We start from the raw sequence: 14,350 nt of genomic DNA on the forward strand, positions 1-14,350 counted from the left end.
CTATTCTGTCGATGCAAAGAAATGGGCGTCATTGTCCGGAGTTTTCCATGGATTTGCAACGCGTCCATTAAGGATAAGGAGAGCGGTGATGTCGAAAGTATGCATAATTGCCTGGGTTTATGGGCGAGTTCAGGGGGTAGGGTTTCGTTATACCACTCAGTACGAAGCGAAAAGGCTAGGGTTAACCGGCTACGCAAAAAATCGTGATGATGGCAGCGTGGAAGTGGTTGCCTGTGGTGATGAAGGGCAGGTGGAAAAATTAATGCAGTGGTTAAAGAGCGGCGGTCCGCGTTCAGCCCGCGTGGAACGGGTGCTTAGCGAACCGCATCATCCTTCTGGCGAATTAACGGATTTTCGTATCCGTTAAATGCATTTCACGGGTTTCGGCAGGCCGGCAATTTTGGTGGCTTGCTTTGCCGGGCCTTTCGGGAACAGTCGGTACAGATAGCGGCTGTTACCTTTTTCTTCGCCAAACTTATTCGCCATCGCTTTTACCAGCATACGAATCGCCGGAGACGTATTAAATTCCAGGTAGAAGTCACGCACAAAGCGCACTACTTCCCAGTGTTCAGGCGACAGCGTAATCCCTTCCTTTTCGGCAATCACGGCTGCCAGAGGTTCGCTCCACAGGCTACTCTCTTTGAGATAGCCTTCGGTATCGGTCTCTATCTCTTTACCTTCGAAGATCAACATATTCATTTACTACCTTAGTCAGACTGGCTGCAGTGTAGCAAAAAACAAAGCCCCGCATAAAGCGAGGCTCTGTAAGTGGTATCGGGCGAGATTAATCGCGGCTGGCGAAGCCAAGAATGCTCAACAGGCTCACGAAGATGTTGTACAGCGACACATACAGACTCACCGTGGCACGAATGTAGTTCGTTTCACCGCCATGAATGATGTTGCTGGTTTCAAACAGAATCGCGCCAGAGGAGATCAGAATAAATACCGCACTGATTGCCAGATGCAGGGCAGGCAGTTGCAGGAAGATATTCGCTACCATTCCAATCAACACCACCACAATACCGGCCATCAGCATACCGCCGAGGAAAGACATGTCTTTGCGGGTGGTAAGCACATACGCAGAGCAGCAGAAGAACACTAATGCTGTGCCGCCCAGCGCCATAGCGATTACGTCGCCCATTCCGGCAGACAGGTAAGTGTTCAGAATCGGGCCGAGGATATAACCGAGAAAACCGGTAAAGGCGAACGCGGAGATAATCCCGGTTGGTTTGTTGGCGGTTTTATAGGTCAGGAACATCAGACCATACATCCCTACCAACGTCAGAATCAGGCCCGGAGATGGCAGCATCAGAACCGTACTGGCCGTCGCGGTAATTGCCGAAAAGGCCAGCGTCAGGCTCAGCAGAAAATAGGTATTACGCAGCACCTTATGGGTGCTAAGTAGTGATGTACGGTCATGTGAAGAACTAACTATACGATCCATGGAGTCACTCTCTATGACAGGTGTAATTAATAAAGCAGCATAATGATATTGCCGAAAGCTACCCAGAGGTTTTACCCATCTTTACGCATTTGATCTGGAACAGATTTAGCAAAGACGAGTTTAACCATTGGGAATGGTATAACGGCATGGTGATTTTGACAGGTAAAAGAAAAAGGGGTTAGCATTTAGCTAACCCCTTATCTTATTTGGCGGAAGCGCAGAGATTCGAACTCTGGAACCCTTTCGGGTCGCCGGTTTTCAAGACCGGTGCCTTCAACCGCTCGGCCACACTTCCGGAATGACGCGAACTATAAACATCCCGATGCGTCGTGTAAACCCCCAATTTGTTTGTTTGCCTGAAAAACAAACAAATTGGTGTTGTTTGCGTGAAATAACAGCAATTTGGGTGTTTCGTCGCCATAAAAACCACTCGTAATCTTCCTGCGTCAGGCTTTTAGGAAAATAAGATCCATTTTTATCGCTAAAAGATAAATCCACATACTTTGTATTGTTTTGTGCAAAACGTTCACTACGCTTTATTAACAATACTTTCTGGCGACGTGCGCCAGTGCAGAAGGATGAGCTTTCGTTTTCTGTCTCTCTCGTGAAGCGATAGTTTACCTTGCTACAGGGACGTCGCTTGCCGACCAAAAGCGCCCGGCACTTCAGTCGGTGTCGCAAGGAGAAGAGACGTGCGATATGAATAATGAGGAAACCTTTTACCAGGCTATGCGACGTCAGGGGGTTACCCGGCGGAGTTTTCTTAAATATTGCAGTCTGGCTGCCACCTCGCTGGGATTAGGCGCGGGGATGGCACCGAAGATTGCCTGGGCGCTGGAGAATAAACCGCGCATTCCGGTAGTGTGGATCCACGGTCTGGAATGTACCTGCTGCACCGAATCTTTTATCCGTTCTGCTCATCCGCTGGCGAAGGATGTCATTCTTTCCCTTATTTCTCTCGACTACGACGATACCTTAATGGCTGCCGCTGGTACTCAGGCGGAGGAAGTCTTTGAAGATATCATCACGCAATACAACGGCAAATATATCCTTGCAGTAGAAGGTAACCCGCCGCTGGGCGAGCAGGGGATGTTTTGTATCAGCAGCGGTCGGCCGTTTATTGAGAAACTCAAACGTGCCGCCGCGGGGGCCAGCGCAATTATTGCCTGGGGAACCTGCGCATCCTGGGGCTGCGTACAAGCCGCTCGCCCCAATCCGACGCAGGCAACGCCTATCGATAAAGTCATTACCGACAAACCAATCATTAAAGTCCCTGGTTGCCCGCCGATCCCGGATGTGATGAGCGCCATCATTACTTATATGGTGACGTTTGATCGCCTGCCAGATGTCGACAGAATGGGGCGTCCACTGATGTTCTACGGTCAACGTATCCACGATAAATGCTATCGCCGCGCCCACTTTGACGCTGGTGAGTTTGTCCAGAGTTGGGACGATGACGCCGCTCGCAAAGGTTACTGCCTGTACAAAATGGGGTGTAAAGGGCCAACCACCTATAACGCCTGCTCCTCAACCCGTTGGAATGATGGCGTCTCCTTCCCGATCCAGTCCGGTCACGGTTGCCTGGGCTGTTCTGAAAATGGTTTCTGGGATCGCGGCTCATTCTACAGCCGCGTGGTCGATATTCCGCAGATGGGAACGCACTCTACCGCCGATACCGTGGGCTTAACCGCGCTTGGCGTCGTGGCTGCGGCTGTTGGCGTACATGCAGTCGCCAGCGCGATTGACCAGCGCAGACGTCATAACCAGCAACCAGCAGAGACCGAACAACAGCCAGGCAACGAGGATAAACAGGCATGAGCACTCAGTACGAAACTCAGGGATACACCATCAATAATGCCGGACGTCGCCTGGTGGTCGACCCGATCACGCGTATCGAAGGTCATATGCGCTGTGAAGTGAATATTAACGATCAGAATGTGATCACCAATGCTGTCTCCTGCGGCACGATGTTTCGCGGGCTGGAGATCATTTTGCAAGGCCGTGATCCGCGTGATGCGTGGGCGTTCGTTGAACGTATCTGCGGCGTCTGCACCGGCGTACACGCCCTGGCTTCGGTTTACGCCATTGAAGATGCTATTGGCATCAAAGTGCCGGATAACGCCAATATCATTCGCAACATTATGCTGGCGACGCTCTGGTGCCACGACCATCTGGTGCACTTTTATCAGCTCGCCGGAATGGACTGGATCGACGTACTTAACGCGCTGCAAGCCGACCCGCGTAAAACTTCCGAACTGGCGCAAAGCCTCTCCTCGTGGCCGAAGTCTTCCCCAGGTTACTTCTTTGATGTGCAAAATCGACTGAAGAAATTTGTCGAAGGCGGGCAGTTAGGGATCTTCCGCAACGGCTACTGGGGGCACCCGCAGTACAAACTGCCACCAGAAGCCAACCTGATGGGCTTTGCTCACTATCTCGAAGCTCTCGATTTCCAGCGTGAGATCGTCAAAATCCACGCGGTCTTTGGCGGTAAAAACCCGCATCCCAACTGGATTGTCGGCGGGATGCCTTGTGCCATAAATATCGACGAAAGCGGTGCGGTCGGGGCGGTTAATATGGAGCGCCTGAACCTGGTGCAGTCGATCATTACCCGCACGGCGGACTTCATTAATAACGTGATGATCCCCGACGCCTTAGCCATCGGCCAGTTCAACAAACCGTGGAGTGAAATCGGCACTGGCCTTTCTGATAAATGCGTCCTCAGCTACGGTGCGTTCCCGGATATCGCTAACGACCTTGGCGAGAAAAGTCTGCTGATGCCTGGCGGTGCGGTGATCAATGGCGATTTCAAAAACGTACTGCCAGTGGATTTAGTTGATCCGCAGCAGGTGCAGGAATTTGTCGATCACGCCTGGTATCGTTATCCCGACGATCAGGTCGGGCGTCATCCGTTCGATGGTATCACCGACCCGTGGTACAACCCCGGCGACGTTAAAGGCAGCGATACAAACATTCAGCAACTGAATGAACAGGAGCGCTACTCGTGGATCAAAGCGCCACGCTGGCGCGGTCACGCGATGGAAGTAGGGCCGCTGGCTCGCACGTTAATCGCTTACCACAAAGGCGATGCTGCGACCGTTGAGTCGGTTGATCGGATGATGTCGGCGCTGAACCTGCCGCTTTCTGGCATCCAGTCGACGTTAGGCCGCATTCTGTGCCGCGCCCATGAAGCTCAGTGGGCTGCAAGTAAGTTACAGTACTTTTTCAACAAGTTAATGACCAACCTGAAAAACGGCAATCTTGCCACCGCCTCCACCGAAAAATGGGAGCCTGCGACCTGGCCGAAAGTGTGCCGTGGCGTCGGATTTACTGAAGCACCGCGTGGGGCTTTAGGTCACTGGGCCGCTATTCGCGATGGCAAAATCGATCTCTACCAGTGTGTGGTGCCGACCACCTGGAACGCCAGCCCGCGCGATCCCAAAGGGCAAATTGGTGCTTATGAAGCCGCGCTGATGAACACCAAAATGGCGATCCCCGAGCAACCGCTGGAGATCCTGCGTACCCTGCACAGCTTCGACCCGTGCCTCGCCTGTTCAACGCATGTGCTGGGTGACGACGGTAGCGAACTGATCTCCGTGCAGGTGCGCTAACAGCGAAGGAGAATCATCATGCAAGAGAAAAGCGACAACGTTATCAGCCACTATGTCTTTGAAGCGCCCGTGCGGATATGGCACTGGCTGACGGTGCTGTGCATGGCGGTATTGATGGTCACCGGCTACTTTATCGGCAAGCCGCTGCCTTCAGTCAGTGGTGAGGCGACGTATCTGTTCTATATGGGCTACATCAGGCTAATACACTTCAGCGCCGGGATGATTTTTACCGTCGTCTTGCTGATGCGGATCTACTGGGCGTTTGTCGGCAATCGCTACTCACGCGAGCTTTTCATCGTGCCGGTATGGCGCAAAAGCTGGTGGCTGGGCGTGTGGTACGAAATCCGCTGGTATCTGTTTCTGGCAAAACGCCCGAGCGCTGACATTGGCCATAACCCCATCGCGCAGGCTGCGATGTTCGGCTATTTCCTGATGTCTGTTTTTATGATCGTCACCGGTTTTGCGCTGTATAGCGAACACAGCCAGTACGCCATTTTTGCGCCGTTTCGTTATGTAGTGGAATTTTTCTACTGGACGGGCGGCAACTCGCTGGACATTCATAGCTGGCATCGGCTGGGCATGTGGTTGATTGGCGCATTTGTGATTGGTCATGTTTATATGGCGCTGCGTGAAGACATCATGTCCGACGACACGGTGATCTCCACGATGGTGAACGGCTACCGTAGCCACAAATTTGGAAAGATGAGCAGCGACAAGGAGCGTTCATGAGCGAGCAACGTGTAGTGGTAATGGGGTTGGGCAACCTGCTGTGGGCCGATGAAGGTTTCGGTGTGCGGGTGGCGGAACGGCTGTATGCCCATTATCACTGGCCCGAAAACGTGGAGATTGTCGATGGTGGTACTCAGGGGCTGAACCTGCTGGGGTATGTTGAAAACGCCAGCCATCTGTTGATTCTCGATGCTATTGATTACGGGCTGGAACCCGGAACACTACGAACATATGCCGGAGAGCGCATTCCGGCATATCTCAGTGCGAAGAAAATGAGCCTGCACCAGAACAGTTTCTCCGAAGTATTAGCGCTGGCAGATATCCGCGGACATCTGCCAACACATATTGCCCTCGTCGGGTTACAACCGGCAATGCTCGACGACTACGGCGGTAGCCTTAGCGAGCCTGCGCGGGAGCAACTGCCTGCAGCGGAACAGGCGGCGCTGGTGCAACTGTCGGCGTGGGGAGTTGTGCCACAACGGGCGGAGGAATCGCGTTGTCTCAATTATGGCTGTCTGTCGATGGAAAATTACGAAGGTGTTCGCTTGCGTCAGTATCGGATGACGCTGGAGGAGCAGGGATGATTAACGACTCACCTTTTAGTGCGTTGTGGCAACGTATGCTGGCGCGTGGCTGGACGCCGATCACTGAGCCTCGTCTCGATCAGTGGCTTATGCAAGCGCCGGATAGTGTGGTGCTGTTAAGCAGCGATCCGAAACGTACTCCTGAAGTCAGTGATAATCCGGTGATGGTCGCAGAGCTACTGCGTGAGTTTCCAGATTATGCATGGCAGGTGGCAATTGCCGATCTTGAGCAAAGTGAAGCCATCGGAGACAGATTTAGTGTTTTTCGTTTTCCAGCCACATTAGTGTTTACTGATGGTCATTATCGCGGCGTATTGAATGGCATTCACCCGTGGGCAGAGCTGATAAACCTGATGCGCGGCCTTGTCGAATCAAAACAGGAATGTGATTCATGAGTGAGACTTTTTTCCATCTGCTGGGGCCAGGAACGCAACCTGATGATGACAGTTTCAGTATGAATCCGCTGCCAATTACCTGTCAGGTGAATGATGAACCGAGCATGGCGGCACTGGAGCAGTGTGCTCATAGTCCACGGGTGATTACGCTGTTAAACGATCTACAGCATCAACTAACGCAACGCGTACCGCCATTAGGCGAGGTGCTGGCCGTCGATCTGTTAAATCTCAATGCTGATGATCGCCACTTTATCAATACGCTTCTCGGAGAAGGGGAAGTGTCAGTGCGCATCCAACATATTGACGGCAGTGAAAGTGAAATTCAGGAGGCGATCTTCTGCGGATTGTGGCGAGTACGCAGGCGTAGCGGTGAGCTGTTGCTGGAAGACCGGCTGGAGACAGGCTGCGCGCCGCTGCCGTTATGGCAGGCGGCAACGCATAATACGCTGCCGACAGATTCGCTGCTACCACCGCCCATTGATGGTCTGATGAACGGACTGCCGCTGGCTCATGAATTGCTGGCGTATGTGCGTAATCCTGAGGCGCAGCCACATAGTATTAACCTGACGCAGTTGCCTGTCAGCGAGGCTGACAGGTTATTTCTCTCGCGGCTGTGCGGGCCGGGTAATATCCAGATTCGCACTATTGGCTATGGCGAGAGCTATATCAACGCCACCGGTTTGCGACATGTCTGGCATTTACGCTGTATGGATACGTTAAAAGGCCCATTACTTGAGAGTTATGAAATCTGCCCGATACCGGAAGTTGTGCTGGCAGCGCCGGAAGATTTGGCGGACTCCGCGCAGCGGTTGGGCGAGGTGTGTCAGTGGCTTATAGAAAGCGCGCAACAGTGAAAATGGCGGCAAATATCGCTTTCAGTCCTATGAATATCGCAATCAGCGAATACAACCACCTACAAACTGTAAGGATAAAAAGGGAGATCTACTATTAAAGGGTTATTTCCCTCTCTTCGCCTACAGGAGTTCGCATGTGGGATGTTATTGATTTGTCGCGCTGGCAGTTTGCACTGACCGCGCTATACCACTTTTTGTTCGTGCCCCTTACCCTGGGGCTGATTTTTTTGCTGGCTATCATGGAAACCATTTACGTGGTCACCGGCAAAACAGTCTACCGCGATATGACGCGCTTCTGGGGTAAGCTCTTCGGTATCAACTTCGCTCTCGGCGTGGCTACTGGTCTCACCATGGAGTTTCAGTTTGGTACTAACTGGTCATTCTATTCCAACTATGTGGGCGACATTTTTGGCGCACCGTTGGCGATGGAAGCATTAATGGCCTTCTTCCTCGAATCCACCTTTGTCGGTCTGTTCTTCTTTGGCTGGCAACGGCTGAATAAATACCAGCACCTGCTGGTCACCTGGCTGGTGGCATTTGGTTCCAATATCTCCGCATTGTGGATTTTGAATGCCAATGGGTGGATGCAGTTTCCGACCGGCGCGCATTTCGATATCGACACCTTGCGTATGGAGATGACCAGTTTCAGCGATCTGGTCTTTAACCCCGTCAGCCAGGTGAAATTTGTCCATACGGTGATGGCTGGTTATGTGACCGGGGCGATGTTCATTATGGCGATCAGCGCCTGGTACTTACTGCGCGGACGGGAGCGTGATGTCGCTTTACGTTCGTTTGCTATCGGTTCGGTCTTTGGCACACTGGCGATAATCGGCGCGCTGCAACTTGGAGACAGTTCTGCTTATGAAGTCGCACGCGTTCAGCCGGTAAAACTGGCGGCAATGGAAGGGGAGTGGCAAACCGAACCGGCACCTGCGCCGTTCCATCTCATTGCCTGGCCGGAACAGGATCAAGAGCGTAACGCTTTTGCCATCAAAATCCCTGCGCTGTTAGGGATCCTCGCCACTCACTCATTAGATAAGCCTGTACCAGGGTTGAAAAATTTGATGGATGAAACTTATCCACGATTGCAACGCGGGCGTATGGCCTGGCTGCTGATGCAGGAGATTTCGCAAGGCAACCGCGAGCCGCATGTACTGCAAGCATTTCATGAGCTGGAAAACGATCTCGGTTATGGCATGTTGCTCTCCCGCTATGCGCCGGATATGAATCATGTCACACCTGCGCAGTATCAGGCGGCTATGCGCGGTGCTATTCCACAAGTTGCGCCGGTGTTCTGGAGTTTCCGCATCATGGTGGGCTGCGGTTCGCTGTTGTTACTGGTAATGCTGATTGCGCTCGTTCAGACGCTGCGCGGCAAAATCGACCAGCATCGTTGGGTGCTGAAAATGATGCTCTGGAGTTTGCCGCTGCCGTGGATTGCCATTGAAGCAGGGTGGTTTATGACCGAGTTTGGCCGTCAGCCGTGGGCGATTCAGGACATTTTGCCAACATACTCCGCGCACTCTGCCTTAACCACAGGACAACTGGCTTTTTCACTGATCATGATAGTAGGGCTTTACACCCTGTTCTTAATCGCTGAAGTCTACCTGATGCAGAAATATGCCCGTCTGGGGCCAAGCGCGATGCAGAGTGAACAACCGACGCAGCAGCAGGGGTAAAGGAGAGAATCATGTTTGATTATGAAACATTGCGCTTCATCTGGTGGCTACTGATTGGCGTGATTCTGGTGGTCTTTATGATCTCCGACGGATTTGACATGGGGATCGGTTGCCTGCTGCCGCTGGTGGCGCGTGATGATGATGAACGCCGGATAGTGATTAACAGTGTTGGCGCACACTGGGAAGGCAACCAGGTCTGGTTAATCCTCGCGGGAGGGGCATTATTTGCCGCCTGGCCCAGAGTTTACGCCGCTGCGTTTTCTGGATTTTATGTGGCGATGATCCTGGTGCTGTGCTCGCTGTTCTTCCGCCCGCTGGCCTTTGATTATCGCGGAAAAATCGCGGATGCACGCTGGCGTAAAATGTGGGATGCCGGGCTGGTCATCGGTAGTCTGATACCGCCGGTCGTCTTCGGTATCGCGTTTGGCAATTTGTTACTCGGCGTGCCGTTTGCTTTCACGCCGCAATTACGCGTGGAGTACCTCGGTAGCTTCTGGCAATTGCTGACGCCATTCCCTCTACTGTGCGGTTTGCTCAGTCTTGGAATGGTGATTTTGCAAGGGGGCGTCTGGCTGCAACTAAAAACAGTCGGTGCTATTCACCTGCGTTCGCAACTGGCGACCAAACGCGCGGCTCTGCTGGTGATGCTCTGCTTTTTGCTGGCGGGGTACTGGCTGTGGGTTGGTATTGATGGCTTCGTATTGCTCGCTCAGGATGTTAACGGTCCATCCAATCCGTTAATGAAACTGGTTGCGGTATTGCCTGGTGCCTGGATGAATAATTTTGTTGAATCGCCGGTATTGTGGATCTTCCCGCTGCTGGGTTTCTTCTGCCCGTTGCTGACGGTGATGGCGATTTATCGTGGTCGCCCCGGTTGGGGATTTCTGCTGGCGTCATTGATGCAATTTGGCGTGATTTTCACGGCAGGCATCACGCTGTTTCCATTTGTTATGCCTTCGAACATCAGCCCGATCTCCAGCCTGACGCTGTGGGATAGCACCTCCAGTCAACTGACGTTGAGCATTATGTTAGTAATTGTGCTGATATTTTTGCCTATTGTGTTGCTCTACACTGTGTGGAGCTACTACAAAATGTGGGGGCGTATGACAACTGAAACTCTCCGCCATCACGATCATGAGCTGTACTAAGGAGGGATGAACAATGTGGTATTTATTGTGGTTCGTCGGCATTTTGTTGATGTGTTCACTCTCCACCGTGGTGTTGGTGTGGCTGGAACCGCGTCTAAAAGGTTGATTTGACGCACAACGAACATAGGCCGGAGAAGAAGCGTCAGCGTCGTATCCGGCAATAATGCGAAACATGAAAAACGGAAACCTGGCGATGAAAGCGATATTGCTCCCCTTTTTTTCTCTTCTGCTTCCGTTAACACCACTACCTGCATACGCTCAGAGTGAGCCGGAACTGAAATTGGAGAGTGTGGTGATTGTCAGCCGTCATGGCGTGCGTGCCCCCACTAAATCTACGCAACTCATGCAGGAAATTACTCCAGACACATGGCCAGGCTGGCCGGTGAAACTGGGTTGGCTGACACCACGAGGCGGTGAGCTGATCTCTTATCTCGGACATTACCAACGCCAGCGTCTGGTGGCTGGCGGTTTGCTGGCAAAAAATGGCTGTCCGAAACCAGGTCAGGTGGCGATTATTGCTGATGTCGACGAACGCACCCGTAAAACAGGCGAAGCCTTTGCCGCCGGGCTGGCTCCCAATTGTGCAATAACCGTACATACCCGGTCAGACACCGCCAGTCCCGATCCGCTATTTAACCCGCTGAAAACCGGTGTCTGCCAACTGGATAAAGCGAACGTGACAGAAGCTATTCTTAACAGGGCAGGCGGCTCGATCACTAACTTTACTGATCATCGGCAAACGGCATTTCACGAACTGGAGCGGGTGCTTAATTTCCCGCAATCAAGTCTGTGCCTCAAACGAGAGAAACAAGACGAAAGTTGTTCATTGACGCAAGTATTGCCGTCTGAACTGAAAGTAAGTACCGATAACGTTTCATTAACCGGTGCGGTGAGTCTGGCATCAATGCTGACGGAGATATTTCTCCTGCAGCAGGCACAGGGAATGCCGGAGCCTGGTTGGGGACGAATTACTGATTCACACCAGTGGAACACCTTGCTGAGTCTGCATAATGCGCAGTTTTATCTGCTGCAACGTACCCCAGAAGTGGCCCGTAGCCGTGCCACGCCCCTGTTGGATTTGCTCCTGACGGCGCTGACGCCACATAATCCGCAAAGGCAGAGCTATGGTGTTACGCTACCGACTTCGCTGCTGTTTATTGCCGGGCATGATACTAACCTGGCGAATTTAGGTGGGGCACTGGGACTTAACTGGACGCTGCCGGGCCAACCGGATAACACCCCGCCGGGAGGTGAACTGGTATTTGAACGCTGGCGGCGGCTAAGTGATAACAGTCAGTGGATTCAGGTTTCGCTGGTATTCCAGACCTTGCAGCAGATGCGTGATAAAGCCCGTCTGTCGCTTGATACGCCGCCAGGGGAAGTGAAGTTGACGTTGGCCGAGTGTGAAGAAAGAAACGCGCAGGGCATGTGTTCACTGGCGGATTTTACGCAAATCGTGAATGAAGCGCGTATTCCGGCCTGCAGTTTATATCAGGATAAATAAACATTTGCCGCTGTTGGTCCACGCAGGCCATTAACGCGGCAAAACTCTACGCGTAACCCTGGTATAAGTACTTCTGCGTCGCGGGGGCTGAATGCGGAAATATGGACCTGGACTTCTTTACGACCGTCGGAGGGGATGATGAATCCTTTGCCGCTTTTGCGATCAAAGGTTTTGACAATTCCTGTCATTTTACGGGACAAACAAATTCCTTACTAAAAATACTGCGCTGCACTATACGGTTTTAAAAAAATAAAGCCAGCGATATTTAAGACCGCCGGACGGCTAAAATAAATTTGCTTAATTATGTGTATCATGCGTTAATAGCTGCGTCGGTTTGAAAGACAGACAGCATACAAAGTAGTTTACTAAAGCAGTTCTCATTATCAGGCATTATCCCCTTCTTTTGAGTCTCTCTCCTGAACACTAAGTAGTTTCTGTATTAAAGCCCTGTTTGCCGAAAGGCCCAAAATGAAGGAAGTAAAATATGTCTAATAAAATGACTGGTTTAGTAAAATGGTTTAACGCAGATAAAGGTTTTGGCTTTATCACTCCTGATGATGGCAGCAAGGACGTCTTCGTTCATTTCACCGCCATCCAGAGCAATGAATTCCGCACTCTGAATGAAAATCAGAAAGTCGAATTTTCTATTGAGCAGGGGCAACGTGGTCCCTCGGCAGCGAACGTTGTTGCGCTCTAAGGTTGCCGTTATTACTCAACATCTCCATTTCCGCTGTCCATGTTGTCATGGTTCACAGTACCGCACATCGGCATTCGATGTGACGGAGCGAAATCCTTTGGGAGCTAAGTGTATTTTCTGTAAATCGACGATGATCACCTTTGATAACGTTGCTTTACAAATACGCACAGACCATGCGCCACTGGATTTCACAAAATAATATCAGGCTCCCTCGCGGAGCCTTTTTTATATCTTCTGTTTGCACTCATCCCTGTATGCATATTGAGCGATAACCTACTGATTATTGAATCTTTCAGGCAGATAGCTTATAACTTTTGTTACCTGAACAGGGAACCAACACCTTACTGGCGTGTTGCTGCCTTTTAAGACCAGAAGAGGTTAACAGTGAATATTGAAGAGCTAAAAAAACAAGCCGAAACAGAAATCTCCGACTTTATTGCGCAAAAAATCACCGAGTTAAACAAGAGCACAGGGAAAGAAGTCTCTGAAATTCGCTTCACCGCGCGGGAGAAAATGACCGGGCTTGAAGGCTATGACGTCAAAATCCAAATAATGTGATTTTGTGGACATCACCCCAGCACGAGGTGATGTTCCGCTTGTCACTCTGTTAATGACCAATCATTGCCGCCCGTGGAATTAAGCGTCGGTACAATTCCTCTGGCACCGGGCTTTGCCATACACCTGCATACATCGCGTAACCAATCACCGCGAACATAATTCCCAATATCAGTAGTGTTATTAGCCAGCCAGATAACGCAAAAGCTTTTTTATTTATCGCGGGGTTTCGCAGCGAAAAAGTTAATGTTGAGGCGACCGGGCATGACTCGATGCAGGTCATACAGCCGGTACATTCCACCGTTCTAACCTGGATTAATTTATCGACAGGGATCCGTGACGGACAATTATTTGCGCATTTGCCGCAGTCGATACAACTTTCGGCATTGCGACGAATCTTAAACGGCGATAATAGCGAAACCAGTCCCATTAACGCGCCATACGGGCAGAGATAACGACACCAGGCATGGCGAATAAACAGGCTGGCAATCAGCAAAACGATCACGCTGATTAACGTCGCTGTCCCCATATGACGAAAGAAATCGAGCATTTTAACATCCATCACCACGCTGTAGGGCGATAGCATAAAATAGTGAATCGCCTGAGCGGGCATGAATAACGCGATATAGAGAAAAAAACTCAACAGCAGATATTTCGCCGCACGCAGAGGAATATCCAGCCAGAGAGGAAGGGCAAATTGCCGACCAAACAGTTTTTTCCCCAGATCGCCAATTAACTCAGATAGCGTACCAACCGGGCATAGCCACGAGCAAAAGGCTTTTTTCAGCAGCAAGCTGATAATGATAAAAGCGACCAGCAACAGCATCGCGGCGGCGTGCACGGAAGGTAACTGGCCTGTTTCAAGGCTGTATTTCAGATTCATCAGACCGGCAATAGGGAGCCAGCCTTCAATACCACCTGGCCTTGCGATAAAAGGCGTACTACCTGCCGTTTCGTAATAGCGCACCCAATACCAGAAGGTGATGGCAATATAAATATTGATTGCCAGCAGTAATAATTGCGTCGCTTTACGCCAGGTCGTGGCATTGCGCCAGTCATTCCACGGTAATTTACCGCCCGTTGTGCCTGGCCGCCGCTGCCAGCGGATTCTTTTTTTCTCAGCCATGATTTTGCCAGTCCATTAAGTTGCATG

General features: G+C 51.4%; 18 protein-coding genes, 1 tRNA gene and 1 pseudogene. 15 read left to right on the forward strand and 5 right to left on the reverse strand.

Features of this window, described 5'->3' with window-relative positions:
• The first annotated feature begins 88 nt into the window (after positions 1-88).
• Positions 89-367, forward strand: a complete 279-nt coding sequence (gene yccX, locus C0K55_RS08755; RefSeq protein ID WP_105266564.1) for an acylphosphatase — start codon at positions 89-91, stop codon at positions 365-367.
• Here yccX and tusE read toward each other — a convergent pair.
• From tusE to C0K55_RS08770, 3 genes are all read right to left on the reverse strand, one after another.
• Positions 364-693, reverse strand: coding sequence for a sulfurtransferase TusE (gene tusE / locus C0K55_RS08760; RefSeq protein WP_010376933.1), 330 nt, complete (start codon positions 691-693; stop codon positions 364-366). The two genes, yccX and tusE, sit on opposite strands and share 4 nt — an antisense overlap.
• Positions 694-784: 91 nt before the next feature.
• Entirely contained in the window at positions 785-1,444 is a 660-nt protein-coding gene (yccA, locus tag C0K55_RS08765) for an FtsH protease modulator YccA (RefSeq protein WP_000375136.1), read from the reverse strand.
• Positions 1,445-1,651: 207 nt separating this feature from the next.
• Positions 1,652-1,739: transfer RNA gene (locus C0K55_RS08770), tRNA-Ser, on the reverse strand.
• 404 nt (positions 1,740-2,143) lie between these two features.
• Between C0K55_RS08770 and hyaA the strand changes: the two genes are divergently transcribed.
• From hyaA to C0K55_RS08825, 10 genes are all read left to right on the forward strand, one after another.
• Positions 2,144-3,262 (forward strand): hydrogenase 1 small subunit, encoded by a 1,119-nt coding sequence (gene hyaA, locus C0K55_RS08780; protein WP_001516139.1) that lies wholly within the window; start codon positions 2,144-2,146, stop codon positions 3,260-3,262.
• Positions 3,259-5,052, forward strand: coding sequence for a Ni/Fe-hydrogenase large subunit (gene hyaB, locus C0K55_RS08785; RefSeq protein WP_105266566.1), 1,794 nt, complete (start codon positions 3,259-3,261; stop codon positions 5,050-5,052). Before hyaA ends, hyaB begins: the two co-directional genes overlap by 4 nt.
• An 18-nt stretch (positions 5,053-5,070) precedes the next feature.
• Positions 5,071-5,781: a Ni/Fe-hydrogenase b-type cytochrome subunit gene (gene hyaC, locus C0K55_RS08790; RefSeq protein ID WP_001156752.1), complete on the forward strand. Its 711-nt coding sequence runs from the start codon at positions 5,071-5,073 to the stop codon at positions 5,779-5,781.
• Positions 5,778-6,365 carry a hydrogenase 1 maturation protease gene (gene hyaD / locus C0K55_RS08795; protein WP_105266567.1) on the forward strand — a complete coding sequence of 196 codons (588 nt, stop codon included), beginning with the start codon at positions 5,778-5,780 and terminating at the stop codon, positions 6,363-6,365. Before hyaC ends, hyaD begins: the two co-directional genes overlap by 4 nt.
• A complete protein-coding gene (gene hyaE / locus C0K55_RS08800; RefSeq protein ID WP_001516141.1) occupies positions 6,362-6,760 on the forward strand; it encodes a hydrogenase-1 operon protein HyaE in 399 nt (132 codons plus the stop codon). The genes hyaD and hyaE overlap by 4 nt, the downstream gene beginning before the upstream one ends.
• Complete coding sequence (locus C0K55_RS08805) at positions 6,757-7,614, forward strand: hydrogenase expression/formation protein (RefSeq protein ID WP_061091110.1); 858 nt, start codon at positions 6,757-6,759, stop codon at positions 7,612-7,614. Before hyaE ends, C0K55_RS08805 begins: the two co-directional genes overlap by 4 nt.
• 134 nt (positions 7,615-7,748) lie before the next feature.
• Positions 7,749-9,293 carry a cytochrome bd-II oxidase subunit 1 gene (gene appC, locus C0K55_RS08810; protein WP_105266568.1) on the forward strand — a complete coding sequence of 515 codons (1,545 nt, stop codon included), beginning with the start codon at positions 7,749-7,751 and terminating at the stop codon, positions 9,291-9,293.
• Positions 9,294-9,304: 11 nt separating this feature from the next.
• Positions 9,305-10,441, forward strand: a complete 1,137-nt coding sequence (gene appB / locus C0K55_RS08815) for a cytochrome d ubiquinol oxidase subunit II (protein WP_016261889.1) — start codon at positions 9,305-9,307, stop codon at positions 10,439-10,441.
• A 13-nt stretch (positions 10,442-10,454) separates the two neighbouring features.
• A complete protein-coding gene (gene cbdX / locus C0K55_RS08820; protein ID WP_000270307.1) occupies positions 10,455-10,547 on the forward strand; it encodes a cytochrome bd-II oxidase subunit CbdX in 93 nt (30 codons plus the stop codon).
• 87 nt (positions 10,548-10,634) lie between these two features.
• A complete protein-coding gene (locus tag C0K55_RS08825; protein ID WP_105266571.1) occupies positions 10,635-11,945 on the forward strand; it encodes an AppA family phytase/histidine-type acid phosphatase in 1,311 nt (436 codons plus the stop codon).
• On the opposite strand, the gene cspH is transcribed toward C0K55_RS08825, so the two are convergent.
• Positions 11,933-12,145 (reverse strand): cold shock-like protein CspH, encoded by a 213-nt coding sequence (gene cspH / locus C0K55_RS08830; protein WP_000087760.1) that lies wholly within the window; start codon positions 12,143-12,145, stop codon positions 11,933-11,935. The two genes, C0K55_RS08825 and cspH, sit on opposite strands and share 13 nt — an antisense overlap.
• Before the next feature lie 284 nt (positions 12,146-12,429).
• Here cspH and cspG point away from each other — a divergent pair, with 284 nt between their 5' ends.
• From cspG to C0K55_RS08845, 4 genes and pseudogenes are all read left to right on the forward strand, one after another.
• A complete protein-coding gene (gene cspG, locus C0K55_RS08835; protein ID WP_000066492.1) occupies positions 12,430-12,642 on the forward strand; it encodes a cold shock protein CspG in 213 nt (70 codons plus the stop codon).
• 10 nt (positions 12,643-12,652) lie between these two features.
• Complete coding sequence (ymcF, locus tag C0K55_RS08840) at positions 12,653-12,841, forward strand: cold shock small protein YmcF (RefSeq protein ID WP_071524879.1); 189 nt, start codon at positions 12,653-12,655, stop codon at positions 12,839-12,841.
• Positions 12,816-13,037: pseudogene (locus C0K55_RS26355) on the forward strand (protein YmcE). The gene ymcF and the pseudogene C0K55_RS26355 overlap by 26 nt, the downstream one beginning before the upstream one ends.
• The gene (locus C0K55_RS08845) at positions 13,027-13,200 is read left to right on the forward strand and encodes a GnsA/GnsB family addiction module toxin (protein WP_001019201.1); all 174 of its coding nucleotides are present in this window, start codon (positions 13,027-13,029) and stop codon (positions 13,198-13,200) included. Before C0K55_RS26355 ends, C0K55_RS08845 begins: the two are co-directional and overlap by 11 nt.
• Before the next feature lie 49 nt (positions 13,201-13,249).
• On the opposite strand, the gene C0K55_RS08850 is transcribed toward C0K55_RS08845, so the two are convergent.
• Positions 13,250-14,323 (reverse strand): 4Fe-4S binding protein, encoded by a 1,074-nt coding sequence (locus C0K55_RS08850; protein ID WP_105266569.1) that lies wholly within the window; start codon positions 14,321-14,323, stop codon positions 13,250-13,252.
• Between the last annotated feature and the right edge of the window lie 27 nt (positions 14,324-14,350).

The organism is Escherichia sp. MOD1-EC6098, assembly GCF_002965865.1.
Taxonomy (GTDB): Bacteria; Pseudomonadota; Gammaproteobacteria; order Enterobacterales; family Enterobacteriaceae; genus Escherichia; species Escherichia marmotae.